19 protein-coding genes and 3 pseudogenes are annotated in these 26,031 nt (G+C 60.3%); 11 read left to right on the forward strand and 11 right to left on the reverse strand.

Going from position 1 to position 26,031, the window contains the following annotated elements; all coding sequences use genetic code 11:
• Window positions 1-37: 37 nt before the first annotated feature.
• From aspT (ASC97_RS31345) to ASC97_RS31360, 4 genes are all read left to right on the forward strand, one after another.
• Window positions 38-1,729 (forward strand): aspartate-alanine antiporter, encoded by a 1,692-nt coding sequence (aspT, locus tag ASC97_RS31345; RefSeq protein ID WP_057472231.1) that lies wholly within the window; start codon window positions 38-40, stop codon window positions 1,727-1,729.
• A 174-nt stretch (window positions 1,730-1,903) separates the two neighbouring features.
• Window positions 1,904-4,615: a decarboxylase gene (locus ASC97_RS31350; RefSeq protein WP_057472232.1), complete on the forward strand. Its 2,712-nt coding sequence runs from the start codon at window positions 1,904-1,906 to the stop codon at window positions 4,613-4,615.
• 72 nt (window positions 4,616-4,687) lie between these two features.
• Entirely contained in the window at window positions 4,688-6,379 is a 1,692-nt protein-coding gene (aspT, locus tag ASC97_RS31355; protein ID WP_057472233.1) for an aspartate-alanine antiporter, read from the forward strand.
• 136 nt (window positions 6,380-6,515) lie between these two features.
• Window positions 6,516-8,222 carry a SulP family inorganic anion transporter gene (locus tag ASC97_RS31360; RefSeq protein WP_057472234.1) on the forward strand — a complete coding sequence of 569 codons (1,707 nt, stop codon included), beginning with the start codon at window positions 6,516-6,518 and terminating at the stop codon, window positions 8,220-8,222.
• 96 nt (window positions 8,223-8,318) lie between these two features.
• Here the strand turns inward: ASC97_RS31360 and ASC97_RS31365 are convergent.
• From ASC97_RS31365 to ASC97_RS31380, 5 genes and pseudogenes are all read right to left on the reverse strand, one after another.
• On the reverse strand, window positions 8,319-9,064 hold a 746-nt coding region (locus ASC97_RS31365), incomplete at its 5' end, for a bifunctional aspartate transaminase/aspartate 4-decarboxylase (protein WP_210171785.1).
• A gap of 1 nt (window position 9,065) precedes the next feature.
• A pseudogene (locus ASC97_RS36455) lies at window positions 9,066-9,295 on the reverse strand (aminotransferase class I/II-fold pyridoxal phosphate-dependent enzyme); the annotation flags it as partial.
• A gap of 1 nt (window position 9,296) precedes the next feature.
• Window positions 9,297-10,198: pseudogene (locus ASC97_RS31370) on the reverse strand (bifunctional aspartate transaminase/aspartate 4-decarboxylase); the annotation flags it as partial.
• 110 nt (window positions 10,199-10,308) lie between these two features.
• Complete coding sequence (locus ASC97_RS31375; protein ID WP_082530241.1) at window positions 10,309-11,541, reverse strand: porin; 1,233 nt, start codon at window positions 11,539-11,541, stop codon at window positions 10,309-10,311.
• A 310-nt stretch (window positions 11,542-11,851) separates the two neighbouring features.
• Window positions 11,852-12,835, reverse strand: coding sequence for a hypothetical protein (locus tag ASC97_RS31380; RefSeq protein ID WP_057472238.1), 984 nt, complete (start codon window positions 12,833-12,835; stop codon window positions 11,852-11,854).
• Between the two features lie 474 nt (window positions 12,836-13,309).
• Between ASC97_RS31380 and ydiK the strand changes: the two genes are divergently transcribed.
• The 4 genes and pseudogenes from ydiK to ASC97_RS35870 form a co-directional block, all read left to right on the forward strand.
• Window positions 13,310-14,410 carry an AI-2E family transporter YdiK gene (ydiK, locus tag ASC97_RS31385; protein ID WP_057472239.1) on the forward strand — a complete coding sequence of 367 codons (1,101 nt, stop codon included), beginning with the start codon at window positions 13,310-13,312 and terminating at the stop codon, window positions 14,408-14,410.
• A gap of 132 nt (window positions 14,411-14,542) precedes the next feature.
• A complete protein-coding gene (locus tag ASC97_RS31390; RefSeq protein ID WP_057472240.1) occupies window positions 14,543-15,436 on the forward strand; it encodes a carbonic anhydrase in 894 nt (297 codons plus the stop codon).
• A 260-nt stretch (window positions 15,437-15,696) separates the two neighbouring features.
• The gene (locus ASC97_RS31395; protein WP_057472241.1) at window positions 15,697-16,974 is read left to right on the forward strand and encodes a DUF2254 domain-containing protein; all 1,278 of its coding nucleotides are present in this window, start codon (window positions 15,697-15,699) and stop codon (window positions 16,972-16,974) included.
• Between the two features lie 243 nt (window positions 16,975-17,217).
• Window positions 17,218-17,319 (forward strand): annotated as a pseudogene (locus tag ASC97_RS35870) (aldo/keto reductase); the annotation flags it as partial.
• A gap of 3 nt (window positions 17,320-17,322) precedes the next feature.
• On the opposite strand, the gene ASC97_RS31400 reads toward ASC97_RS35870, so the two are convergent.
• The 5 genes from ASC97_RS31400 to ASC97_RS31425 all read right to left on the reverse strand — a co-directional run bounded on the left by ASC97_RS31400 (window position 17,323) and on the right by ASC97_RS31425 (window position 22,137).
• The gene (locus ASC97_RS31400; RefSeq protein WP_057472242.1) at window positions 17,323-18,795 is read right to left on the reverse strand and encodes a cyclic nucleotide-binding domain-containing protein; all 1,473 of its coding nucleotides are present in this window, start codon (window positions 18,793-18,795) and stop codon (window positions 17,323-17,325) included.
• Between the two features lie 352 nt (window positions 18,796-19,147).
• Window positions 19,148-19,900, reverse strand: coding sequence for an SDR family oxidoreductase (locus ASC97_RS31410; RefSeq protein WP_057472244.1), 753 nt, complete (start codon window positions 19,898-19,900; stop codon window positions 19,148-19,150).
• A 65-nt stretch (window positions 19,901-19,965) separates the two neighbouring features.
• Entirely contained in the window at window positions 19,966-20,370 is a 405-nt protein-coding gene (locus ASC97_RS31415) for a cupin domain-containing protein (RefSeq protein WP_200959576.1), read from the reverse strand.
• Window positions 20,371-20,459: 89 nt separating this feature from the next.
• On the reverse strand, window positions 20,460-21,125 hold the full coding sequence (locus ASC97_RS31420) for a nitroreductase (protein WP_057472245.1): 666 nt from the start codon (window positions 21,123-21,125) through the stop codon (window positions 20,460-20,462).
• 82 nt (window positions 21,126-21,207) lie between these two features.
• A complete protein-coding gene (locus tag ASC97_RS31425; RefSeq protein WP_057472246.1) occupies window positions 21,208-22,137 on the reverse strand; it encodes an MBL fold metallo-hydrolase in 930 nt (309 codons plus the stop codon).
• A 439-nt stretch (window positions 22,138-22,576) separates the two neighbouring features.
• Here ASC97_RS31425 and ASC97_RS31430 point away from each other — a divergent pair, with 439 nt between their 5' ends.
• The gene (locus ASC97_RS31430) at window positions 22,577-23,320 is read left to right on the forward strand and encodes a sensor histidine kinase (RefSeq protein ID WP_057472247.1); all 744 of its coding nucleotides are present in this window, start codon (window positions 22,577-22,579) and stop codon (window positions 23,318-23,320) included.
• Between the two features lie 91 nt (window positions 23,321-23,411).
• On the opposite strand, the gene ASC97_RS31435 is transcribed toward ASC97_RS31430, so the two are convergent.
• Window positions 23,412-23,867: a carboxymuconolactone decarboxylase family protein gene (locus tag ASC97_RS31435; RefSeq protein WP_057472248.1), complete on the reverse strand. Its 456-nt coding sequence runs from the start codon at window positions 23,865-23,867 to the stop codon at window positions 23,412-23,414.
• Between the two features lie 311 nt (window positions 23,868-24,178).
• Here ASC97_RS31435 and ASC97_RS31440 point away from each other — a divergent pair, with 311 nt between their 5' ends.
• Together ASC97_RS31440 and ASC97_RS31445 are read left to right on the forward strand one after the other, a co-directional pair.
• A complete protein-coding gene (locus ASC97_RS31440; RefSeq protein WP_057472249.1) occupies window positions 24,179-24,934 on the forward strand; it encodes an SDR family oxidoreductase in 756 nt (251 codons plus the stop codon).
• Between the two features lie 269 nt (window positions 24,935-25,203).
• A complete protein-coding gene (locus ASC97_RS31445) occupies window positions 25,204-25,857 on the forward strand; it encodes a hypothetical protein (RefSeq protein WP_057472250.1) in 654 nt (217 codons plus the stop codon).
• Window positions 25,858-26,031 lie beyond the last annotated feature (174 nt).

A 26,031-nucleotide genomic window follows, 5' to 3' on the forward strand; every position in this document is an offset into this window, starting at 1 on the left:
TTGTGGCGCATCCTGCGATCCAACGAGAGAGGGACCGATGGTCGACTGGTTTGTCAGCACACTTCGCACCTATCCGGAAATCGCGATCTTCCTATCCCTGGGACTCGGTTATTATTTCGGGTCGTTCACCTACAAGGGGTTGGGGCTCGGTGCGGTAACGGCCACGCTCATTGCCGCGGTTCTGATCGGTCAGTTGGGCATCACGATCTCTCCTCCTCTCAAACCGACGTTCTTCCTCATGTTCCTGTTTGCTATCGGCTACGGGGTCGGTCCGCAGTTCGTGCGCGGAATAGCGAAGGACGGAATTCCACAGGCGCTTTTCGCTGTCGTGGTCTGTTTCTTCTGCCTGGGAGCAGCCTATTTCGGCGCCCTGCTTGCCGGATACGATATCGGCTCGGCGGTCGGGCTCTATGCCGGTTCGCAGACCATATCGGCTTCGATGGGTCTCGCTACCGACGCCATCAATCGCCTGGAGCTGCCGCCGGAACAGAGCAAGGCCATGCTGGATGCGATGCCGGTTGCATACGCCGTAACCTATATTTTCGGAACGGTCGGCTCGGCCATCGTCCTCGCTCTGTTTGGCCCGGCGTTGTTGAACATCGACCTCGAAGCCGAATGCAAACGCTATGAGGAGGAGCAAGGGGGCAAGAAGGTTCTGGGCGGCGCCGGAACGGCATGGCACAACTATGAACTGCGCGCCTACAAGGTGAAGGAAGGCGGCAAGATCGCTGGCCTGACGGCACTGGAAGCCGAGGGCTTGTTGCCATCCGAACGCATCTTCATCGAACGCATTCGCCGCGCCGGCGTGGTGAAGGACGCCACGGTCGACACTGTGATTGCTGCCGGCGATATTGTCGCCGTCGCAGGGCGCCGCGAGGTTCTGGTTGATCTCATCGGCAGCGTGGCGGACGAAGTCGATGATCGCGAGCTTCTTGCAGTCCCGGCCGACGGTATCGACGTCTTCGTCACCAACAAGGACGTAGACGGAAAAACGCTTGCGGAACTTGCCGCGCGACCAGCCTCCCGCGGCGTATTCCTGCGCAAGATCGTGCGTGGTGCGACTGCAACCGAAATACCGATCCTGCCAAATACCAAGATACATCGCGGCGATATCCTGACGATCGTCGGGCGGACGCAGGATACGGCCGCGGCGACCAAGGACCTGGGTCGCCCGGACGCGCAGACGGACGTGGCGGATGTGGCTTTCATCGGCGCGGCAATTGCGATCGGTGCTTTGGTTGGCGCACTGACCTTCAAGATCGGCAGTGTCCCGCTTACGTTGTCGACCTCCGGCGGCGCGCTGATTTCCGGGCTTTTCTTCGGGTGGCTTCGCTCGGTTCGCCCGACATTCGGACGTATTCCGTCGCCGACAGTCTGGTTCATGAATTCCGTCGGCCTCAACGTGTTCATCGCGGTTGTCGGGATATCGTCGGGACCCGGTTTTGTCGCCGGTTTGCAGCAGCTCGGCTTCAGCCTGTTCCTGTGGGGCATCGCAGTGACGACGGTACCGCTTGTCCTGGCCATGTATGTCGGAAAATACGTCTTCCGTTTTCACCCAGCCATTCTGCTCGGGTGCTGCTCCGGCGCGCGCACGACGACGGCGTCCCTCGGCATGATCAACGACCGGGCGAAAAGCCAGATTCCCGGCCTCGGCTATACGGTCACCTACGCCGTCGGCAACACGCTTCTGACGATCTGGGGCATGGTGCTGGTGCTGCTGCTGGCCTGAGTCCGACCGCGCAAGCAATAGGGGCCACGCCGAAGCGACGCCCCTCGGTTCGTGAATTTTCTGAACACTCGATTTGCAGCAGAAGGAGTAGCCGCGACCAAAGTCTGCGCGTCGCCATGACGGCTGGTCAGCCGCGGCCCGACACTCGATCAGAACCGACATTGGGAGCATGAGATGTCAAACGAGACCGCACATATCGATCAGTTCCTGCTCATACATTCAGCGCGTGCCGACAACTGGCGCGCGGTGACGACGCTTGCCGATGCCTGGGCGCTCGGGCGTGGCGAGAGGGCGGCAATGGAAACTGCGCTGGCTGGGTTGGAGGCCGTCGAGGAATATCACGCCTATCCAGGAACACAGTTGCTCACTGCCCTGCGAGAGCGTATCGCCACCAACGATGCCGGCGGCGCGGCAAAGCTGGCACGCCGCATCTCCAATAGTCTCCTGACGCGTGCTTATCGCGGTCGCCCGGCCGAATGGGATGTCCACGATGAAATGTCGCCGACCGAGGTGGCTGACGTCATGCCGCCCGCGACAGGTGAAACGGGTGGTCGCCGACCCTATTTTGAAGCGCTGTTCGTCAACAGCCAGCCATCAGCACGATGGCCCGCATTCGCCAGAGAAATAGGCAGGCTGCGTCGGCCCGAGGACCCCTTCATCTACGAGCCTGTGATCGTCGGCTCCTTCGAGGATGCCATCTGCGCCACACTGTTGAACCCCGATATCATCTCGGTCGTTCTCGCCGAAGGCTTTCCCTACCACTCGCGCCACGACGCGCCGGTGTTGCGTTCGGTGCTGGATCCTCTTGGCGAGACCGACAGCGCGGATATGTCGGCGTTGCGGCTCGCGCGCGCCTTGAGGAGGGTCCGTCCGGAACTCGACGTCTACCTTCTCTCCGACCGGCAGGTGGAGAAAATTGCCGGCGACCCCACAGCGGATGCCATACGGCGCGTCTTCTACGCGGTCGAGGAGCCGCTGGAGATGCATCTCGCCATACTGGAAGGCGTGCAGACGCGCTACGAAACGCCCTTCTTCGACAATTTGAAGAAATATGCACGGCGACCGATCGGTACGTTTCACGCTCTGCCGATCGCTCGCGGGAAGTCGGTCTTCAAGTCTGACTGGATTCGAGACATGGGCGAGTTCTACGGCCTCAATCTTTTCCTGGCGGAAAGCAGCGCGACGACCGGCGGTCTCGATAGTCTCCTTGAGCCGACAGGCAATATCAAGCGTTCGCAGGACATGGCGGCGCGCGCGTTCGGCGCCGACCACGTCTTTTTCGTGACCAACGGCACATCGACCTCCAACAAGATGGCAGTGCAGGCGCTGTTGGCACCGGGCGACATCGCAGTGGTCGACCGCAACTGCCACAAATCGCACCATTACGGCATGGTCCTCACCGGCGCCCAGCCCTATTACGTCGAGGCCTTCCCGATGACGGCCTATTCGATGTACGGAGCTGTCCCGCTCGCAACGATCAAGCGCGCGTTGCTGGCGCTCAGAGCGGAGGGGCGTCTCGATCGGCTGAAGCTGCTTGATTTGACCAACTGCACCTTCGACGGGCACATGTACAATGTCAGGCGGGTGATGGAGGAATGCCTCGCCATCAAGCATGATCTTATCTTCCTCTGGGACGAGGCGTGGTCCGGATTTGCCCGTTTCTCGCCGTTCCTGCGCCCGCGCACCGCCATGGGCGCTGCTGCGGAAATCGAGGAATGGCTACGGGATCCAGCCTCCGTCGACGCCTATGAGAAACAGCAGGCAGACCTCGGCGACACCCCCTCCGACGAAGCGCTGCTTACCACCCGCCTTATTCCCGACCCTCGTCTCGTGCGCCTGCGCGTCTACCAGACCAATTCCACGCACAAGTCGATGTCAGCGATCAGGCAGGGGTCGATGCTCCTGGTCAAGGACGTGGACTTCCACACAGTGGAAGCGCAGTTCCACGAAGCGGTCTTCACGCACGCTTCGACCAGCCCGAACCAGCAACTGATCGCCAGCCTCGACGTGGCGCGCCGGCAGATGGAGCTCGAAGGCTACGGACTGGTGATGAACGCCATCGAGATAGCGCTCAAAATCCGCCGCGCAATAAACGAGCACCCCCTGATCTCGAAATATTTCCGCGCCCTCGGGGCGGCAGACATGATCCCCGAAGAGTATCGTCAGTCGGGCTTCACCGACTACCTTGCCCCCGGTTCGACCTGGGCAACGGCGGTCAAGGCGATGCAGGAAGACGAGTTCTATCTCGATCCGACGCGCATAACAGTTGTCTGCGGCACCGCCGGTTTCGATGGAACGCAATTCAAGGGACTTCTGGCAAATGAATATGGCATCCAGCTCAACAAGACCTCACGCAACAGCGTGCTGTTGCAGTCGAACATCAACAACACGCGGAGCGATGTCGCTCACCTCGTTCGCGTGCTGGTCGAGATTTGCCACGGCATCGAAAAGCGCTTGTCCGATGGAGGGGAAGGAGAGCGTGCCACCTTCGCAGCGCGTGTGAAATCGCTGATGACCGACGTACCGGACCTCCCCAATTTCAGCCAGTTTCATGAGATTTTCCGCGGGGATGCAGGACGAACGACGCCGGAAGGCGACATCCGTGCCGCATTCTTCAACGCCTATGATCCGTCCCTCTGCGAATATGTGCCGTTGATCGGCGACGAGTGCGACAGGCGGCTGCGGGAGGGGCCGGAGATGGTCTCGGCCAACTTCGTCATTCCCTACCCGCCAGGGTTCCCCATCATGGTGCCGGGACAGGTCCTGACGCAGGAAACGATCGACTTCATGCGCAAGCTGGATGTGAAGGAGATCCACGGCTACGAAAAAGCCAGGGGGCTCAAGCTGGTCAAACCGGAGGCGGTTACGGCAAAGGCGAAGCGATGATCGGCAGCGGAAGGGCTGGCGTTGGCCATGACGCCTTGGCCTCGGATCGAGCAGAGAGGGAGCTAGTCTGCAATGGTGTGGGTCGAGCAATTCCTGGTCGCCTATCCTGAACTTGCGGTGTTCCTCGCGATCAGCCTCGGCTACCTGATTGGGGGCATTAAACTCGGAGGCTTTAGTCTCGGACCCGTCACCGGCTCCTTGTTTGCGGGCATCCTGATAGGGCAGTTCGCCGATGTGCCGATTGCTGCCATGGCGAAATCGTTCGTGTTCCTTTTGTTCCTCTTCGGCATCGGGTACTCGGTCGGTCCACAATTCCTGCAGGCCCTGAAACGGGACGGGTTGAAACCGATGCTGCTTGCCGTCGTCGTCTGTGTGACGGGGCTCCTTGTCGCCATAGCGGTTGCGAAGACCCTTGATCTCGATCCGGGATTTGCAGCGGGGCTTCTTTCCGGCTCGCTCACCGAAAGCCCGGCAATGGGTACTGCAAGTGAGGCCATCAATGCATTGCCGCTACCCGAAGCCGAGCGTGCGCGGTTCGTGGCGCATATCGCGGTGGCTGATGCCGTGTGCTACATATTCGGTGCACTTGGCGTCATCCTGTTCTGCAGTGTCGCCGGTCCCCGCCTGCTGGGGGTCGACCTGACTGCGGAAGCCCTGAAACTGGAACGCGAGCTCGGGATGACCCGCACCGCCACCGGGGTCTCTTCAGCCTGGCACAGGTTCGAGCTGCGCGCCTATCGGATCGCAGAGAACGCGCCGATTGTCGGGGTGTCGATGATCGCGGCCGAGACGAGATTTCCAGAGCACAGGCTTTTCATTCAGCGCCTTCGCCGGGAGAGCGCTATCCTCGAGGCGTCGCCGGAGGTCTTGATCAGCCCAGGTGACGTCGTTGCCGTGTCGGGAGCACGGGAAGCGCTGATTGAAGTGCTCGGGCCGCGCGCCGAAGAGGTCGAGGATCGCACGCTCCTCGACATTCCGGTGTCGGTCGCCGACGTCCTGCTGACATCCCGTGAAATCGCGGGGCGAAGCATAAGGGATGTTGCCAGGCAGAGCTGGGCACGCAGCCTCTACCTGCGGGGAATCACGCGTGGGGGAAGCGACATCCCCCTTGCGTCGGGGGTTACCGTCGAACGTGGCGACATCGTGCGCCTTGTAGGGCCGGAAGCGGTTGTCTCCCGTGCCGCCAAACAGATCGGCGTCATCGTCGCACCGACGACGACGACGGATTTTTTCGTCCTTGGACTTGCTATATTTCTCGGCGGGCTTGCCGGCGTTCTCGTCGCATTTCCCATCGGCGACATGCGGATCTCCTTGAGCACGAGCGTGGGCACGTTGCTCGCGGGGCTGCTTGTGGGGCATCTGCGTACGCGCTTTCCTCTTTTTGGCCGAATACCGGATGCGGCGGTGTCGCTGATGACCGCGCTCGGTCTTGCAGCCTTCGTCGCGATGATCGGCTTGCACGCGGGACCTGTCTTCATCTCCGCAGTTGCCGAGGCTGGCATCGGATTGTTGCTTGGCGGGATGGTCGTGACCCTTACGCCCATGATCGTAGGACTTTACTTCGGACGTTATGTGCTCCGCATGAACCCGGTGTTGCTCCTCGGGGGGCTAACCGGGGCGCAGACCATGACGGCCGGCATGGCGGCTGTCCAAGAGCGATCGGGAAGCACTGTCGCTGTCCTCGGCTACACGCCGGCGGTGCCGATCGGCCATATTCTGCTGACGACCTGGGGAACCGTCATCGTCAACGTGGTCGCTGGATGATGCAGACATTTATGTTGGTCGCGAAGCCATTCCGGGATTAGGATCGTCAGACTGTCACCTGTTTTCAGGGTGAAAGCGGACTACCCGTGATCTTCGAACTTTCCGACGCACTCGTTGATACGGAAAAGAGGATATCATGCTTCGGTCACCAGGTTCCGACAAATCGACCACGCCGTCAGGCGGGACATTGCGACCGGATATCATCGCCGGTCTAACGGCGGCGGCGGTTGTCCTGCCCAAGGCGATGGCCTATGCGACCGTTGCGGGACTATCGGTAAGCGTTGGGTTCTACACAGCCTTCGTGCCGATGATCGTCTATGCCCTGCTGGGGACTTCGCGCGTATTGAGCGTAAGCTCGACGACGACACTTGCGATCCTGACGGCGGCAGAACTGGCGATTGTCGTGCCCGACGGAGACGCCGGCAGGCTGATCACGGCAACGGCTACACTGACGGCGCTGACGGGCCTGCTGCTGATCATCGCCGCAGCCCTGCGCCTGGGGTTTGTCGCAAATTTCATCTCCTCGCCCGTATTGACCGGTTTCAAGGCTGGGATCGGACTGGTGATCGTTTTGGATCAGGTGCCGAAGCTGTTCGGCCTTCACATTGTCAAGGAGGGCTTCTTCCGGGATATACTGAGCCTTCTGCAGCACCTTTCCGACACCTCGGTCATCACGGCTCTGGTCGGGGCCGTCGCTCTTGGACTGCTCCTCCTCATGGAGAGAGTATGGCCACACTCACCGGCTCCCCTTGCCGTTGTCGGAGCGGCGATCGCCGTATCCTGGCTGTTCGGTTTGAGCACGCATGGAGTCTCCATCGTCGGGCACATCCCACAGGCGCTGCCGTCGCTGACGCTGCCGAGCGTCGACCTCGTCAGACAATTGCTTCCGGGGGCAATTGGCATCGCCCTGATGAGCTTTACCGAGACAATCGCCGCCGGCCGCGCCTTTGCCTCTCTGTCCGATCCGCCGATCCGCCCAAACCGTGAACTGGTGGCCACCGGCGCGGCGAACCTGTCCGGCGCCTTTTTCGGAGCCATGCCTGCGGGCGGCGGTACATCGCAGACGGCCGTGGTCCGTGCCGTCGGGGGACGAACGCAGAAAGCTTCGATGGTCACGGCGGCCGCCTCTGTGGCGACGATGCTGGTTCTGGCCCCGATGCTTGGCCTTCTGCCTCAGGCAGCCCTTGCGGCAATCGTAATCGTCTACTCTGTCGGCCTGATCAAACCCGCAGAATTCGCGTCGATCCGCAACGTTCGCAGGATGGAATTTCGGTGGGCGCTTGCGGCCTTCCTCGGCGTGCTTGTCTTTGGCACGCTTCAGGGCATTGTCGTCGCCATCGTCCTGTCCTTGGTCGGCTTGTCCAGTCAGGCAGCAAACCCGCGTATCCACGTGGTCGGCCGCAAGCGCGGCACCGATACCCTCCGCCCACTCTCTCCGGAGCATCCGGATGACGAGACCTTCGACGGGCTGCTGATCGTACGGCCGGAAGGCAGGCTCTTTTTCGTCAACGCCCAGCAGGTCGCCGATCGCATCCGCGAATTGGTCACCCAGGCGAAACCCGGCGTTCTCCTGCTGGACCTGAGCAGGGTCTTCGATATCGAGTACTCGGCGCTCCAGATGTTGGTGGAAAGCGAGCGAAGTCTTGCCGAGCACGGCGTGACCCTCTGGCTCGCTGGCCTCAACCCCGATGTGCTCGAGTATGTCCGCGCCTCGGGTTTTGCCGAGCGGCTAGAAGGCAAGCGCATGTTTTCCACCGTTCCTGCCGGCATCGAGCACTATAAGAACAGCAGCGCACCGGGATCGTCGAGCACGCGACCGGAGCTTCGCCCCGCGGGAAATTAGAGCAATTCCAGCAAAAGTGCGTAGCGGTTTTGGGTCCGGAATCGAGGTACAAACGGCCGCGACCCGACATGGACGCGGCCGTTTGGTGTTCTACCGCTATTTACCCTTGGATGCCTCGAACCTGTCGACGTATCCGCGTCCAACGGCACGAACTGCGCGCCCGATATCGTCGTAGACATCGTCGGCGAGGTTGGCGAAAGAGACACGAACGCTCCAATTCGGGGCATCGAACCCGCCACCGTTGAGCAGCACGATCGAGTGGTCCTCGGCCAGTCTGTAGACGAGATCGAGCGGATGGACGTGCTCCTTCAACCAGGTGACCATCTCCTCGCCGACATATCTGCGGAGCCAGAATTCGAAATCGATCGTTCCGTAGTAGGCTGCAAAGTTCGCGTTGGGCTGCAGATCGAGGGGAAGGCCCTCGAGCAGAGTGTTTACGCGCGTACTGCAGATCGCCATGCAGGCCTTTTGATAGACCTTGTGTGTATCCATCAACTCGCTCATGGAAAACATCGTCATCATCACCTGCTGCGGCAGCGACAGCCCAGCCGTGTGATTGAGCGCCACGTCCCGGCTATCGGCGACAAGCCGGTCGATCATCTTCAGCTTGCGCGGTTCGAGCGTAATCGAGATGTATCGCTTGTCGAGCGCTTCGAGTTCCTTCGCTGGAAGCTCCTTGAGGCGGTCATCGAGAATATTCTTCTCATTGATGGCAATCACGCCGAGCCGCCAACCGGTGCATCCGAAATATTTCGAGTAGGAATAGACACCGATCGTGTTGTACGGCAGTTCCGCCATCAGCGAGCGAAAATTTGGAACGAAGGCAGCGTGACGCATTTCATNTCGAGAATATTCTTCTCATTGATGGCAATCACGCCGAGCCGCCAACCGGTGCATCCGAAATATTTCGAGTAGGAATAGACACCGATCGTGTTGTACGGCAGTTCCGCCATCAGCGAGCGAAAATTTGGAACGAAGGTGCCATAGACATCGTCGGTGAGAAGAATGAGATCCGGCCTCTTGGTTTTCACCAGGTTGACAAGCTTCTTCAGCGTCGGCGCATCGATCGCCATNAGCGAGCGAAAATTTGGAACGAAGGTGCCATAGACATCGTCGGTGAGAAGAATGAGATCCGGCCTCTTGGTTTTCACCAGGTTGACAAGCTTCTTCAGCGTCGGCGCATCGATCGCCATCGAGGTCGGATTGCCGGGATTGACGATGAAGAATGCCTTGATCTTCGGATCTTCAAGCTTCTTGAGTTCTTCGTCGGAATACTGAAAACGATGTTCCTGCGTCGCCCGAATGTGGACGGCATTGAAGGCATAGTCCTCAAGCTCCGCAATCTCGATATAGGGCGTGAAGATCGGAGTCCCCATGGCGATCGTGTCGCCTTTCTTCAGAATCCGATTGGCCATCAAAGACTTGAAGATATAGCACATCGCCGCGGTGCCGCCTTCAACTGCGTAGAGGTCGAATTTGCCAGCGGCCGCGTCTGCCCCCATCGCCCACATGAGATATCGATGCGCTACCTGTTCGGCATGGACGAGCATGCGGTCGGGAACCGGATAGTTGTCGCCGATGATCGAATCCGTCAGCTCGAACACAAAGGCGTCGGCGTCGAATCCGAATGCCTTGACGCCATGCTCGACCATTTTCGAAAGATATCCGGCACCCGGATCGTCGGCATGCTTGGCAAGCCACGCCTGCAACCTTGCGGCAATACCATTCATCTGCGGCATCCCGGCCAGACCCGCCGCCGGATTGTCCATCGAGCGCCGGCACTCGGACAACGCAAACTGGCCGAACAGGAAGAAGCCTTCGCGCGGAGTTGTCGCGATCCAGTTCGGATTGCCTCGTCCGGCGTTCAGCAACGCATGCGCGGATTTTTGGGAGCTGCGCTTGGCAAGCTTCATCAGTCCGTCCTTTATTTCGAACGGGCTCATGTGCTCGTATTCGCGATAATCAATCTCGGCCATGCTATCATCCTCCAATGATAGGGTGTGAGCCCTGCCATGCCCGGCAGGTTCACTCCCAATTCTCAGTTGACGGGTTCGCAACACGCCGGAGCGGCGAGCGTGCGATATCGCTAAAACTTGACTCTGGCACCGGCAAGCACGGCATAGCTGTCCTGAATATCCGCGATTTCCTGGTCGTACGAATACGAGCGCGCGCCGACATAAAGTTCCGTCTGCAGATAGTCGAGATTCTGGACCACCTGCACACCAAAGGAATCGCTGTTTGTTCCCTTTCCTTCGATGTCTTTTCCAAAATAGGCATCCACGGCGAAAGCCGTCTTTCCGACTTCGAAAATATCCGTCTGATAGCCGAGCTTGGCATAGCCGTAGCGACCATCGTCGCTCTCCGTGTCGGAATACCCGGCAGCAAGTGTCAGGCTCAGGCCCGTTGGCTGGTGCAACAGTGAAATCGAACCATCGTAGATCGAATTGCCCCCACCCGGTCTCGAAAAGGCCAACGCGCCGCTGACTTTGACGTCACCGATCGTTTCGTCATATCGCAGGGCCATATCCCACACCGTGACGTTGGTTGTCTCGGGCACAACCTGTGTTCCCACCGACGTCGCGAAGCTGAAGCCGCCGAAGGAAGGGGTATCATAGCGAACGCGCAGTTTGCGGCCGACGCCATCGTAGTCGGTAAAGGCATCCTTGACCTTTATCGACGTGAGCGTTCCGTCACCCTGCCGGAAAAACGGTCCGCCTGCCATGTCGGAAATAAGGGCATAACCGACGACGCTGGTGCCGGACAAATCGATTTCCGCGCTGCTATCCGAAGCCATGCTGCCCTGGCCGAACCAGAATTTTCCGTATTCCTTCGCATCGACATACATTTCCGCCTTCCGCAGGAGGTCGCTCGACCAATCGTAGTCACCCTTGTTGAGCTGGTTCACGTTCGTCGTTGAATAGGGAGTCCACTCCCATTCAAGATTTGCCCCGACCGCCCAGTTGTTGTCAGTCAGGCTGTAGGCGCGAACGCCGAAACGAGTGGAGGAATTGCCGTTGTCAACGGGGAAATAGGTGTCTGTGGAACCGCCATCGTCGTAGACGAGCACGCCTTTGTTGATCTGGCCGTAAAACTCCAGATAGGCATTGTCGTCCCCGAGCCGCAATTTCGGTATCCATTGTTCTTTTTTATCGTTGGTTTCAGCGGGCTTCGGCTTCGTCATCTCCTGGCCGGCCAGGGATCCCGCCGATGCGAGCGATGCAATCAGAAAGCAGATCGAAGCATGCGGTGCACTGTATCGTGAGCGTGGCTGTGGCACTATGTGTCCCCCAAGTATTTCGCCAGAACTAGAATTGAACATCTATCCTGCAGTCCCGCCGGCGTCCTGGCGGGGCTGTCGTTTGCGATGCACTCGAGACGCCTCAGACGATCGTTGCATCGCCGTCGCGACGCAGGTCGTGCTAGCTCGAGTGGCTGCCACCGTTTGCTCCACGGACCACGCGTCCGATCATAGGCCCGAGCGAGCGAGCAGGGCAGTAAGATACAAGCCTTTTCCGGTATAATACGGTATAATACCATGCAATTACAATTATATAGCGATGTTACTCGACTGGCGCTGGGTGGCCTGCCGGAGGCGTTCCCCGTTGCGCTATGACCGCGTGCGTTGATGCTCATTCGATCGCCGCAGCCCGCGAGCGCACCGTGCTTGCGACACGCTGCGCGACGTCCTCTTGAAGTTGAAACACACCCTGCGAACGCACGTCACCGTCGTAGTTGTTCGCCCAGATAACCGCTCCGTCGGTCCTGCGGATAAGACGAACAAGCGAGCGGTACTTGTTCTCTTCGAGCCGAACGCTGCCCTGCAGCGTGTAGCGTGGTTCCTCGGTCTGCGTTTCGCTGTTCGCTGCCGGCAGATTTGCAATGACAACGATATCCTTGAACTTCACGAGTTGCCCGATGACTTCGTCCCTCAGGCCGTCAGCAATGTCAGATGCACCATCTGGTCCCGCGAGATTCTGGAATTGCTCGACAAGGATCGTCGGCTGGGTCGCGTTCGCAATCGCTGTCGGAGGAGACGCGCCTGGCAGCGCGATGAAGGACGACGTGAGCGGAATGTGGAAGAATGCTGCCAAGGCGAACGGTGCGGCACACGCCAGCAATCCACAGCCGACCCACCAAGGACGGGACCGGCCGATACGCTGCGCCAGCGGCCGGCGACGAGCCGTTGTTCCACGTTCGCTTGCGGGCACGGTATCGAATGCTGGGTCAGCGCTCGTAACCTTGACGCTCTCTGCGTAGTTGAACGACGGCACGTAGCCACCTTTCGGTATGGTGATGACCACGCGGTCCATGCGGCCGACAACCAGATAGTAGCGCTCCAGAGCCCTTCTCATTCGCCCTGCCTCGATGCGCACTACAGGGTCGTTCTGCGCATCGAACGAGACATTTCGGCCAAAGACAACGTTGGCGATCGTGAATGCTTTTAGGAACTCCGAGCGGCCCGCAAGTGTCTCATCCACGATGAACAGCAGGAAAGCTCTGCCGCGCTGCGGCGAGTGAAACTCCGCGCTCGCAAATATTCGATCCAACTGTTGGCGAATTTCGGTCTCGGTCGGTTGCCTGGCTCCGGGACATGTCAGGTCTGCAAGTTCCATGGCACCCCTCGACACAGAATTAAACATTCCTAATTTAATATCAGTTATAGGCCTATTTTGCTGGAACAACAACCATGCGCCGCACGGGCACAACTCTAAAGCGCGCGTGCAGCGAGCCAGTCGCAGTTTGTATTGTAAGACAAGGTTCTGGATTCATCGAGGGGTCGAAACTGCCGTCCGACAGGATACGATTTGCCTGGACGCCTGAACCAAAATGCTGATTTGGATTTCTACAAGTCGGGATTGGGGATGTCTGCGGTATTGCTCGATTCCTGGCGCGCGGTGTCCCGTGACGCTGGCCGCGCCTGAAGGCGACTATCTCGGCAAACGGCGTTAACGTGCACACCGCGACATCCGCCTCTCGTCTTTCCGACCGGCCGGGCGGTGGCTGCCTCGCTTCAGGCCCATCCGGCAAATTGTGCTCCGGCGCGAGCGGAGAACGTGATAAAAGGCATTCGGGTGTGGGGACAAACAATGGTTGAAGATCGTCGAGATGACCTTACTCGCAGGACGCTGGCGGTGCTGTTCATCGGCAGCCTGCTCGTCGCAAGTTTCTGGGTGTTGCAGCCGTTCCTTCCGGCAATCGTCTGGGCCATGACGTTGGTCATCGCCACTTGGCCGCTGATGCTTTGGGTGCAACGCCATGTCGGCGGCAGCCGGGGCCTCGCTACGTGCATCATGACGCTGGTCCTGCTGCTCGTGCTGATCGTGCCATTTTGGCTGGCCGTCAGCATTATCGTCACCAACATCGATGAATTCGGCGGCCTCGTTCGCACGCTCCTGTCCATGCAGCTGCCGCAGCCGCCGCCCTGGCTGGCCGACGTGCCGTTGGTCGGCCCACGCGCCACCGAGGCCTGGGCAAAACTGGCATCGACCAGGCTGCAGGAGTTCGCCCCGAAGCTCGCGCCCTACGCTGGGGCGTTGACTCAATGGTTTGCATCGGCAGCCGGCAGTCTGGGCACGATGCTTCTTCATTTCCTCCTGACGACGGCGATTGCAGCCATCATGTATACAGGCGGCGAAAAAGCGGCCGCCACGGCGGTCCGTTTCGGCGGTCGCCTCGGCGGCGATCGGGGCGAAATGGCTATACGCCTGGCCGGTCAAGCGATCCGCAGCGTTGCACTCGGTGTCGTGGTGACTGCAGTGGCCCAGACCGCCGTCGGTGGCCTCGGTCTCCTGGTCGTGGGCGTACCCTTCGCCGCGTTGCTGACCGCAGCGATCTTCATCCTCTGTTTGATCCAGATCGGCCCCGGCCTGATCATGGTGCCGGTGGTGGTTTGGATGTATTATTCCGGCGATGCGGTATGGGCGACCGTCATGCTGGTATTCACCGTCGTGGCTGGAACAATGGACCAGTTCATCCGTCCGGTCTTGATACGCAGGGGTGCCGATCTGCCTATCCTGCTGATCCTTGCTGGCGTCATCGGCGGCCTGATTGCCTTTGGGGTCCTGGGAATTTTCATCGGACCGACAGTTCTGGCCATTGCCTACACCCTATTGAATGCATGGATGGCGGATAGCGATCGGGACGTGGTGCGAAGGGTAGAGGTGGAGGAAGCGCCGGCCGCGCGATAGCCTGCCCATGGCTTCCGTGCGCTGCCGTTTCTTCGTCTATGGCCGACTTCAATCGTCGCGGCGTAAATTTGATTTTCGAGCAGAGTCACGGACCAGCACTCTAGCGGATCGCTGTTGGGAGGAGACTTCACCATGGTAAGCAAGCTGCCCGGAAGCCCGGAAGATCCAACCTGGTTGGCCGAAGTGACCTACCGCTTCACCTTTGACGCTGCTCACAGGCCGCTGCCGCCGGATGCCAATGCCGCCCGGTTGCGGCTCGAGCGCGGAAACCGCGCCTTCGCCGACCTTCTTGATCGCGTGACCCTCTCCAAACCGGCAAGGCTGAGCATCGATATCAACCCGCATGATGTCGGTCTCCTTCATGGACATAGCGCAGCCCCTAAGCAGCAACCGTTCGCTGCGGTCGTGGGCTGTGCCGATGCGCGCGTCCCGGTGGAACTCATCTTTTCAGAAGGGCCGAACGACCTCTTCGTCGTCAGGGCCGCCGGCAACGGTTTGGGCGACGATGTCATGGGCAGTCTCAGCTATGCGGTCGACCATCTGAAGGACAGCCTCCGCACCCTCGTCGTTCTTGGCCACAGTCGGTGCGGAGCGGTTTCGGCAGCGGTCGATGTCCATCTGGAACCCGCCAAGTACATGAGCATGACGCAGAAGGACCTGCGTCACATCGTGGACCGCACACTGGTCGTGGTCCAGCTGGGCGCAACCTGGCTGGAGCGCGTGCACGGAACGGAGGTCATTCGCCGGCCGGGCTATCGAGCCACGCTGATCGAGGTGGCGATCGTGCTGAACGCGGCATTGACCGCCCATGGAATGCGCCCGGGTCTGAACCTGGTCGCCGGCGGGGACATCGACGTCGTCTACGGCGTCTATCTTTTGGAGGAGCGATTGGTGTGGGCGCCAAGACCCGAGGCGTCGGACTGGTTCGGCCTGGCGCCTGCCCCGACCGACCCGAAGGATTTCGTCGTGCTATGTGATCTTCTGGCGTCGTGCGAGCGGGTGCAGCGCTTGCTCGATGGACCTTGAGGGTTCACAGGCGTTCGATGCGCCGAGGAGGCGACCGCGGGGTCTCGGCGCCGACTGTCCGCTGCCGGCATCGGGCGTTCACCAAAGGACTGTATTGTTCGTGAGGCGGAATAGGAGGAACGTGGCCTCCACGTCGATGCATCCAGGTAGGGCGGCCTGACGGCGTTTCCGGGCAGAGTACGGGATCGCTGGCGAGCAGACGATGACGGCATTGCAGGGCGCCGGTGCGCTCTGTGAGATCCGGGGGGCAATAGGATCAAATGAGCTGGAACAAGCTTTACGCGCTCAGGAGCTATCTGCGATCATCATTGTGGATCGTGCCCTTTTTCGCGCTCATTCTCCAACAGATAATCTTTCGCACCGCGCTGGCGCTCGAGGACTGGACGGCATGGGTGCCGCGTTGGCCCCTCGGTACCGAAGGCACGGTCGCAGCGATGCAGGCCATCATCAGCCTGGCGCTGTCCTTCATTGTGTTCACTTTCGGCTCGCTCCTTGTGGCCATACAGATCGCGAGCGGGCAGCTTACGCCCCGGATCATCGCGACCACGCTTCTGCGCGACAATGTCATCCGCTTCACTGTTGGGCTGTTTATCTTCACGCTGCTCTTTGCGATCGGGGTGATAAGTCGCGTGAACACGTCCGCTCCCTCATTCATCGTATGGTTTTCAGGTATTCTCGGCGTGGCGTCGCTGGCCGCCTTTCTCTATTTCATCGACTACTCGGCCCGGCTGCTTCGACCGGTCAGCATCATTCATCGCGTCGCCGAGCAGGGCTTCGAGGTGCTGAACCTCGTCTACCCCGCTCCCCTGTCGACGGACGAGGGAGGATCGCCGCCACCCCATCCGCTTGGGGAGCCTGCTCGCATCGTCGCACATCCCGCTTCCTCCGCCATCATCCTCGCAGTCGACGTGAAGGAGCTGACGTCCCAGGCGCAACGGGCGGACGGCATCATCGAACTTGCGGCGCGCATCGGTGATTTTGTATCGCAACGCCAACCGCTGTTCCGCCTGCACGGCGGCGCCGCTGACATCCCCGATCACGACCTTCGCCGTACCGTCGCTTTCGGGCGCGAGCGGACCATCGAGCAGGATCCGACCTTCGCTTTCAGGGTGATTGTCGACATCGCCACCAAAGCCCTTTCGAAGGCGATCAACGATCCGACAACGGCCGTGCTTGCGATCGACCAGCTGCACCGGCTGCTGCGCAGCGTCGGCCGACGCCAGCTCGGCAACGAATACATACGCGATGCCGAGGGACACCTGCGCGTGGTGTTTCCGACGCCGGACTGGGAAGATTTCGTGCAACTGACCTGTCGCGAAATCCGGATCTACGGCACGGAAAATCTCCAGATCGCGCGGAGGCTGCGCGCTATGATCGAAAACCTGGACGCGGTCCTGCCGGAATGCCGGAAGCCGGCCTTGCGACTGGAACGGGATCTGCTCGATCGGATGATTGAAAAGGTTTATCTCCTGCCTGAAGATGCCGCACTCGCACGTATCGCGGACACGCAAGGTCTTGGCGGTTCGGCAGGGCCATAGCGCGCCCGATGTCGCGGGAAGAGCGACGAATTCGAGGATTGTGCCGCAGCGGTCGGAATCGAATGACATGGCTGCCGAGGTGGGACATTTGCGCGAATTGAAGCGGTCGAGATTGCCCCGGAGGATAAACAAAAAAGCTCCTCGACGGTTACGCGGAGGAGCTTTGTTTTGGGTGTCTTTGAAGATTTTGGTTGCGGGGGCCTGATGGCACCGAGACTTGTGAATTCGCGTTTCCATGACACAGGTCTGTCGGAGGCGGGCGTCAAGACGATCCGTCGAGCGCATACCGTCCAGCCGGTGACAGCAGTGTATAGCGAGTATTCGCTGTACCGGCGGGGACCTGACGTATTAAGGCCTCGAGTGCTCCCGATGGATCCGGAATATCGATCGTATGCTTTCGAGGAGATCTAGCCTTCGTCGTTCGTGCTGGATTGTCGGCATCCCCGAGTTCTCGCCGATCGCTTCTCGGTTGGCCAGGTGCAATGCCAGATCTTCAGCAAGTTCCGATCGCTCTCGCAACAGCGGTGCGAACGCAGTCTGATCGATTTCGAATACCGTTACGCGTGTCAGCGCTTGCAGCCCATGCTTCTCTTTCCTGCCGGCAAGCAAGCCCTCCTCGCCGAAGAAGTCTCCGGGTGCCAATCGTGCGACCTCGTCGTCGCCTTTCTTCATGATCACGATGCCAGCTCTCACGATCATCAGACTGCCAAGGGCCTCCCCTTCCCTGACAATCTCCGCCGCGGCGCTAAAATCGCGTTTTGTGGCCGAGCCCGCAAGTGCATCTCGTTCATCCTGGCTGAGGACGGAGAATACCGGGATCGCGTCGATGAGGCTTTGTGCCATCGGCGCCGGGCGACCTGGCTCATGTCGCGAAACCTCTCCCACGGCGACGGGACTCTCCGGGGGCATCGCCAGGTGCAACCCGCTTGCCTTGCAATGTCGGTACACGAGGTCGATGACTTCGTTGCGCGCGGCGCCGCGTTGGGCCGGGCTTGAGACGCGGAATGAGAGTTCGACGGTGACGGCGCTTGCATCGATACCTACGAGACCGACGGTCGGTGCCGGCTCCTTTGCGATGACATTGCAGCTGTCGAGAACGGCATGCATGACCTCGACGATCGATCGCGGCATAACGGTCGGCGCCACGCGGACGGATAGAGCAATCTGATGGTTCTCGTCGGGTCGGCTGACGTTCGTAAGCCCCTGCTTCGCCAGCACGCCGTTTGGCAGTACGACGATGTTGTGAGCACCGGTGAGCAGATACGTCGAACGCCAATTGGAAGCTACGACCCTGCCCTCCGTGCCGTCGCTGAGAAGCACCCAGTCGCCAATGACATACGGGCGACCGAGCGTCAAAGCGATGCCCGAGAACAAGTCGCCCAGCGTGTTCTGAAGTGCAAGCCCGAGGATGATTGCAATTACCCCTGATGTGGCCAGCAAAGTCCCAATCGGAACGCCGAATACGAAAGCCAGGATCGAAAGCAAGACGCCGAGATAGACCGCGGCCACGATCAGGTCCTGAATGAGCCTCGCCTCTCTTGGGCGATGGTCGAGGACGATATAGATGCGAACGAAGCCGATCACGGCCCACGACAAATGGACCCACCAAAGGATCTTGGCTGATACGAACAACGCATTCGCGCCGCTGAGATCGCCTGGATCGAAACGGAAGGGAACAATGCGCGTGCGGGCGAGCACAGCAGTCATGGCCAGAAAGAAGCCGATCTGGACGATCAGGCGGGCGGTCGGGCGTCCCGGACCTTGCAAATGCCAAGCGACAATTCCAGCTATCCCGAGAACGCTGATGAGAAGCGGCAACATTTGTACTTCCTGGCCCATAGCGATCTCCCGGAAATCCGTAACGTGCACTCGATCTCGCCATTGAGCGGCTTCACGATGGCGTCATGGTGCCTGACCGAAAATGTGGATCTGATCCAGGCTGCCCTGGACACAATGCATGATGATCGTCACTGGGCTCGGGCGCAAACGAACGATACCGCAGAGACGTCGGGCTGGCTATGAAACCATGGTTTCCCTCACTTCGAGTGGTGAAGGCAGGTGTGGGACTGCCGACAATCCTTCACGGTGATTGTAGACGGGTATTTGTTCGCTGTTGATGGGCCTGCTGATGAAAGCCGATGCTCCATTCTGGAAGCTAAGGCCGCGACCTCGCCTAACTGTCCATATACCGGTTCAGCCAGTCTACGAACCGTATGGGGCCAACGTGGGCGAGGTTGTCCGGCAGCAATGTGTCGTCGTTCAATTCGACGCCATAATATCGCGCGCTGTCGTCCGTGATCACCCGGCGCGGGTCTTCGTTTGCTGCGACGAGCATGCGAGCGACCTCGTCGAAGGCGAACTGCTCCGGCCCGGCAAGTTCCACCGTATCGTTCAACGGGGTGCCCAACGCCAACTCGGTGAGCACCTCCGCCACGTCCTCGGCGGCTACGGGCCGCACGGATGCGGAAGGAAGCCGGATTTCGTCGCCATCTGCCGCCATGTCGATCACGCCGCTGATGAACTCGAAGAATTGCGTTGAATGGAGGATAGTATAAGGCCGCCGGGCGGCCCTGATCAGGTTCTCCTGCACCATTTTTGCGCGGAAATAGTCGCTTTCGACAAGGCGAGGCGTCCCGACGATTGAGAGGGCGAGATAGTGGTCGACGCCAGCGTCCGCTGACGCGGCCAATAGATTTCGGGTGGACGTCTTGAAGAACTCCAGAGCGGAGTTGTCTCCGAACGATGCGGCGTTGGTGACGTCGATGACGACGCCAGCTCCCGTCAAGGACGCCCTAAGACCTTCCCTCGTGACGCTGTTCACTCCGAAAGTGGGAGATGCAAGGACGACTTCGGCCCCAGCCTGCCGAAGGCTTTCAACAAGCCTGGTTCCGATCCGCCCGCTCGCTCCCATGACAGTTACTTTCATCGATCCGTTCCCTCCGTTCTGTATTCAGTCTCGGGCATATCGGCGCTTGGAGACCGGGCCGGGCATCACTTTACAGGCAACACCACCGGAGCGCCCTTCTTCTTGAGCAGTACGACGATGAACTTGGCTGGTTTAGTCTTGCTCGCGTTGCGGCTGATCAGGTGAATGTCGGAGGCCCCCTCGTAAAAGGTCTCTCCCGGCGACAGGGTGACTTCCTTTTCCCCCTTGACCTGCATCACGATCGAGCCCTCCAGAACATAGACGAACGCATTTGCGTCATGTTTGTGAATGGGATCGGAACCGCCCGGCCCATATTCGACCGATATCATGAGACCCTCCTTGCCCGGATAGTTGGGAAGATCCTTGCTCATGAGCGATGTGACCTTTGCAGTGTTGTCAGCGGCAACCGCGAAAGTGCCAAGGAGGCTGAGTGCAGCTGTCACAAACAGCGTTTTTAGAACTGGGTTCATTGTCGTAGTCCCTTCGTGGTTGATCAGATGTGCGTTTGCATAGGTCGAAAATTCTAGCGTCCACGCTGAGACCGGGACGGCGTCGGTTACTAGCCGCCGACGAACGTGACCGTCTCGCTGAGCGGGGCGCGGCCCGTACGGACGTAGCTTACCGTGGGGTCCTCGTACCCGATCGACATGCCGCAGAAGAGGATGAGCCTTTCCGGGGGTGAAAGGACCTCCGCGACCGTCTCGCGAACCTGGGACCACGCCATCTGCGTGCAACTGTGAAGCCCTTCGTCGCGGAGCAGCAGCATGACGGTCTGCAGATACATCCCGACGTCGGCCCATTGGGGCCGGCCCAGGTCGCGGTCGATGTAGCAGAACAAGGCGGCGGGCGCGCCGAAACAGTTCCAGTTGGCGATGGCTGCCCGCTGGCGCGCCTCCCAGTCCTCGCGCGCAATACCAAGCGCGCTGTAGCGCTCCTTGCCGAAGGCGGATCGGCGCTCCCCATACGGGGACTTCAGCGCGGCCGGGTACATCTCGTATTGCCGCTCGTCCCAGGGGTCGCCGTGAGCCACGCGCTCGACGGCGACCGTTTTGAGCTCGGCCAGCGGCCCGCCGGTCAACACGTAGGTGTTCCACGGCTGAATGTTCGATCCGGACGGCGCCCAAGCTGCGGCGGACAGCACCCGCTCAAGCGCCTCCCTGGACACAGGCTGGTCTTTGAATCCGCGCACCGCCCGTCGGCTTGCCACTGCCTCATATACGTCCATTGCAAATCGCCTCTCTACTGCCGGCTATCCGTTTCGTTCAAAGGCCACGCGGCCGTCCAATTCGAACTGAGCCACCAAGCGATCAGTAGTCCCAGAAGACCGGCACCCAACGAAAGTCGTCGCCATCGACCGCCACATGGCCGACGGAGGGGAATGGAAGATGGGTGGCCACGAGCAGTTCGCGAGTCTCCGCCAACTCCCGCAGAAGTCGGACCCGAATGCGGGCCGCTTCCTCGGGGTCGTGTTCGAAACCATTGAACCAGTCGGGGTGTTCGAACCCGACCGCGAACACTGCGTCGCCGGCGAACATCAGCCGGTCGTTGCCGGACGCCACGCGGACCACGCTGTGCCCAGGGGTGTGGCCGCCGGTGCGTGTGACGACCACGCCGGGCGCGACCTCATACTCCTCGTCGAACAGCCTCAGGTGGCTGCGATACTCTTCACTGAACCGCGTGGCGGTCGCCCGCAGCGCGTCGGGGAAGCCCGGCGGCATTGAGACGTGGGAGAAATCGGGCGACTCCCAGAATTTGACTTCGGCGGCCGCCACGTGAACCCGGAGGTCCGGACGCAGCCGTTCTTTCACCCCCTCGACGAGCAGCCCGCCTACGTGGTCCATGTGCATATGCGTAAGCACCACGTCGGTTACAGATCCAAGATCGATGCCGGCGGCCGCAAGTCGCTTGATCAACTGCCCGGCCCGCGGCAAGTTCAAGTCCGGGTCCAATCCCAACCCAGCGTCGATGAGGATGGTCTGCTGGCCGCTACGCACAACGACCACGTTCAACGCCCAGTCGAAAGCGTCTTGGGGCAGAAACATGTCCTTGAGCCACGCCGCCCGGACGGCCGGGTCGGCGTTGTGTCCCAACATCGCGGTCGGGAGCGGCAGCACTCCATCGCTGACCACCATCACCTCGATCTCGCCGATCTGAACAGCATAGCGCGACGGAACCAGCTCGTCGGGATGAGAGGTATTTTCCAAAGTCATGGTTGGTTTCGATGCTGCCTGCGACATGATGGCCTCCTTGTTGAGTTCGGGGCCCGTCGGTCACGAGCCATTTCGCGGATTCTAGGTTGAAGCGCTGTTGGTAGTCGATCACGTCAAGGGAGAGGGAAGACTACACTTGAGAACAGGGCAGCCTATGCTTTCCGCGGACCGCGGTGCAGATTTGGTAGTGAAGAGGTTGGTATGAAGCACTAGATGCTTTCGCTCGCCGCGCGGCGCTGCGCGCAGCTTTGCGTCGTCCGACAGGCGGATGCATCCAATTGTGCATACCGCCTTTCGCGGGCGACCCGTTATATCGAACGCTTTTGCCTGCCGGACAATGCCGGAGCCATACAGCGGTATCGGTTGCCTTAGCCCTCGAACCAATCGACCACAGCCCTGCCTGGATCATAGCCTCTGTCCGCTCACGGACGACGCGTCTGTCGTTCGAGCAGATGAGGAGCTATGCATGTCGCCGACAGATACGAACACCCAGATCTTCAACGACGATCTCGGCAACGCCCGACCGGACGCGATTTATTCAGGTGCACAGCCGGAAGAGGCCATACTCGGCGTCGTCCACGATCTCGGCAATCTCATCCAGATCGCTACGTCGGCTTTGAACATCATCTCACGCAGTCCCGACATGGATGGGGGGTCATCGCTCAGACCTGTGGTCGCCAGCGCGTGTACGTCCCTCCGTCGCGCGGGGATGCTTGTCCAGCAGACGATGCGCCTCGCCCGCGGCGGCCAGGCTGCAGCCGCGCCGGTTGATGTCTGGGCATGTCTCATGGAAATCGAAACCCTGGTCAGGGCAACCTGGGAGCGCAACATCGTATTCGAGCTCTCAGGCGGCCTCGCGCTCCCAGCCCTTAGCTGCAATCGCGTAAACCTGCAGAGCGCGCTCATGAATCTGCTGCTCAACGCACGCGACGCAATGCCCAACGGCGGAGCGATTTCGCTCCTCGCCACGACCGTCCATGGCGACGACGCCACGACTGAGATCGAGCTGCGCATTTCGGACAATGGGATCGGCATGACAAAGGAGGTGCTGAGCCGTGCAAGCGACCCGTTCTTCACCACGAAAGTATCCGGCCTCGGCGGTCTAGGACTCCCGATGGTCAACCGTTTCGCCCAGGAAGTGGGGGGACGCCTGGACCTGGAAAGCGAACTCGGCCGCGGCACGGTCGCCACGCTGCGGCTACCCTCCTAGCGTCGCGGTCAGAGGGGAGACGCCTTCAGCATGTCGGAAAAGAAGGGCTCGCCGGACGATTCCATTCGTCCGGCGAGCTCCCGTGTCAATCCTACGCGGCGATCCTGCGATCCGCTGGATGCTGCAGCCGGAAACCGATCGCCAGTCTGTTCCAGGCATTGATCATCGCGACGCCGATCGAAAGCGCCACGAGTTCATCCTCCGAAAAAACGGTGCGTGCCGCCTCATAATCCGAGTCCGGCGCATGGGTCTGCACAATATTGGTCAGCGACTCGGCCCACGCGAGTGCGGCTCGTTCCCGGTCCGTATAGAGCTGCGATTCGTGCCAGGCGCTCAGCAACAGCATCCGCTCTTCCGTCTCGCCCTGCTTAAGCGCGTCCTGCCGATGCATGTGCAGGCAATGGGCGCATCCGTTCATCTGCGAGACGCGTACCTTGACGAGCTCCATCAGCCTGGGATCGAAGCTGTTAGCAATCCAGGCCTCGACGGCGACGAGTCCGTCGATGCCGCCGTTTTTCCTGGCCAGTAGGTTCAGACGCTTGGTCATCATGCTCTCCGTGAAATGGTGATCGGGTCGACACCGAAAGGCTCGCCCGGAACATGATGTATGCCTGATAGGACGGACCATGCATCTGGCCCGGATGGTGCATCCCGCTAGCGCCCGGACGAGCCGGGCAATACGGATAGGTCGGACACCCCATCGTTCCGGATACCCTTCCCTATACTTCCGCAGAGGAGGAACGCTTCCCCCGTAGACTAGTCTGGGAGCGCCAGCCGACGCATTCTCCCGCCATCGGCAACCGCCGCGCCTGGCTCTCAATCACGATCAGGCAAGTAACCCGAGAAGGAGATTTAGGCATGAAGATCGTTGTCATTGGGGGCACTGGGCTTATCGGTTCAAAGACCGTCGAGCGCCTTCGGAATAAGGGACACGACGTCCTCGCAGCGTCCCCGAATTCGGGCGTCGACACCCTTACAGGCAAGGGCCTCGACGAAGCTCTTGCCGGTGCGAAGGTTGTGATCGACCTCGCCAATTCGCCTTCGTTCGAGGACAAGGCGGTGATGGAATTCTTCCAGACCGCAGGACGCAATCTGCTCAAGGCCGGCGCCGCCGCAGGCGTGGAACATCACATTGCGCTCTCTATCGTCGGCGTGGAGAAGCTGCCGGCCAGCGGCTACATGCGCGCTAAATTGGCCCAGGAAGAGCTGATCAGGGCCTCGGGCATTCCTTACACGATCGTACACTCGACGCAATTCTTCGAATTCCTTCCCGGCATCGTCGAGGCCGGCGCGGTCGACCAGGCGATCCACCTTTCATCCGCTTATGTGCAGCTAATCTCTTCGGAGGACGTCGCCGACGCCATGGCTGATGTGGCGCTAGGCAAGCCAATGAACGGCACGATCGAGATTGCCGGTCCGGAAAAGGTTCGCCTCAGCGATATCGCGTCCCGGTTCCTGAAATCGATGAACGACCCCCGTCAGGTCGTTGCCGATCCGCATGCGCTCTATTTCGGCACCGAACTGCTCGACGGCTCGCTCGTGCCTGTCGGGAACGCCCGGCTCGGGCGCGTCGGCTTCGAAGACTGGCGCAGCCATTACCAGCCGAGAACGTAACTCTGTTCGGACGGGCCGGCCTGCGCAGGCCGAGGTCGGCCCGTCGCAGACACTCATACGTCAGAACCAACGTGTTGCAGGTCGGCTTCTCTAAATTTCCTGGCGACCATGATGGCGTCAGCGAGAATGCCGGTGACACCGAGCCGGAACGGAACCCGCATGGTCTTCGTCGATGCCGACGAGAAGAACGTGACAACTTACGAAAAGTAGACGAACCCCGAAAGATGTCGGGCCCATTTGCCGCACATCTTTCCAACTAGGTTGACCCCATGCACCCGACATCAGCGACGCAGGTACTTGCCGGAATTTCAGTCCCACGGACGCCGCCCGTCGAGCGCGCCTTGGACTACGCGCACGAACGGTGCGAGCCGTACCTCTTCAACCACGTGGTTCGCTCCTGGCTGTTTGCCGAGCGGATCGGGCAACTCCAAATGATCGAACACGATGCGGAGGTGCTGGCCGTCGGCACGCTGCTGCACGATATAACGCTCGACGAACGCTTTGCGGGGCCACGTCGCTTCGAGGTGGAGGCTGCGGACTTGGCACGCAGCTTTGCACAGGAAGCCGGCTTCGACAAACATCGCGCCCAGCAGGTCTGGGATTGCGTCGCCCTCAATTCGACGCCGTCAATCGCCCTCTACAAGGAAGCCGAGGTCTCTCTCTGCACGACCGGCATCTGCCTAGACGTGGTCGGCCTGCAATATAGCGCCATTCCTTCGTCGGAGATGAAAGCAATCCTCACGGAGTTTCCGCGACTTGGAATGAAGAAGAGGATGACCTTGTGCTTCTGCCACATCGCCGCGACAATGCCCGAAACAACGCACGACAACTTTGTGCGGGATTTTGGAGAGCGCTTGGTTCCTGGCTACAAAGTTGGGGCTTCATCGGTGGATCTGGTGGCAAACGCCCCCTTCGACGACTGAACCGGCGACGCGGCGTCTTCAGAGACTGCCCGGCTCGGCGTAGGCAAGAAACCGCTCGGTATCCCGACATCCATGATGCGATGAAGGTGCCCTTCGAGCGGGAGGAACTCCAGCAACACATGCTCGCCAAGTACCTTGCCGGCATCGGTTGTCGGCAACCAACGCTGCATGACC

This window comes from Rhizobium sp. Root1203 (genome assembly GCF_001424945.1).
GTDB lineage: Bacteria > Pseudomonadota > Alphaproteobacteria > Rhizobiales > Rhizobiaceae > Rhizobium.

Bases quoted from the DNA above. Each gene is read 5' to 3' on its own strand.
- aspT (WP_057472231.1), top strand. From the start codon at position 38: ATGGTCGACTGGTTTGTCAGCACACTTCGCACCTATCCGGAAATCGCG.
- ASC97_RS31350 (WP_057472232.1), top strand. From the start codon at position 1,904: ATGTCAAACGAGACCGCACATATCGATCAGTTCCTGCTCATACATTCA.
- aspT (WP_057472233.1), top strand. From the start codon at position 4,688: ATGGTGTGGGTCGAGCAATTCCTGGTCGCCTATCCTGAACTTGCGGTG.
- ASC97_RS31360 (WP_057472234.1), top strand. From the start codon at position 6,516: ATGCTTCGGTCACCAGGTTCCGACAAATCGACCACGCCGTCAGGCGGG.
- ASC97_RS31375 (WP_082530241.1), bottom strand. From the start codon at position 11,541: ATGTTCAATTCTAGTTCTGGCGAAATACTTGGGGGACACATAGTGCCA.
- ASC97_RS31380 (WP_057472238.1), bottom strand. From the start codon at position 12,835: ATGGAACTTGCAGACCTGACATGTCCCGGAGCCAGGCAACCGACCGAG.
- ydiK (WP_057472239.1), top strand. From the start codon at position 13,310: ATGGTTGAAGATCGTCGAGATGACCTTACTCGCAGGACGCTGGCGGTG.
- ASC97_RS31390 (WP_057472240.1), top strand. From the start codon at position 14,543: ATGGTAAGCAAGCTGCCCGGAAGCCCGGAAGATCCAACCTGGTTGGCC.
- ASC97_RS31395 (WP_057472241.1), top strand. From the start codon at position 15,697: ATGAGCTGGAACAAGCTTTACGCGCTCAGGAGCTATCTGCGATCATCA.
- ASC97_RS31400 (WP_057472242.1), bottom strand. From the start codon at position 18,795: ATGTTGCCGCTTCTCATCAGCGTTCTCGGGATAGCTGGAATTGTCGCT.
- ASC97_RS31410 (WP_057472244.1), bottom strand. From the start codon at position 19,900: ATGAAAGTAACTGTCATGGGAGCGAGCGGGCGGATCGGAACCAGGCTT.
- ASC97_RS31415 (WP_200959576.1), bottom strand. From the start codon at position 20,370: ATGAACCCAGTTCTAAAAACGCTGTTTGTGACAGCTGCACTCAGCCTC.
- ASC97_RS31420 (WP_057472245.1), bottom strand. From the start codon at position 21,125: ATGGACGTATATGAGGCAGTGGCAAGCCGACGGGCGGTGCGCGGATTC.
- ASC97_RS31425 (WP_057472246.1), bottom strand. From the start codon at position 22,137: ATGTCGCAGGCAGCATCGAAACCAACCATGACTTTGGAAAATACCTCT.
- ASC97_RS31430 (WP_057472247.1), top strand. From the start codon at position 22,577: ATGTCGCCGACAGATACGAACACCCAGATCTTCAACGACGATCTCGGC.
- ASC97_RS31435 (WP_057472248.1), bottom strand. From the start codon at position 23,867: ATGACCAAGCGTCTGAACCTACTGGCCAGGAAAAACGGCGGCATCGAC.
- ASC97_RS31440 (WP_057472249.1), top strand. From the start codon at position 24,179: ATGAAGATCGTTGTCATTGGGGGCACTGGGCTTATCGGTTCAAAGACC.
- ASC97_RS31445 (WP_057472250.1), top strand. From the start codon at position 25,204: ATGCACCCGACATCAGCGACGCAGGTACTTGCCGGAATTTCAGTCCCA.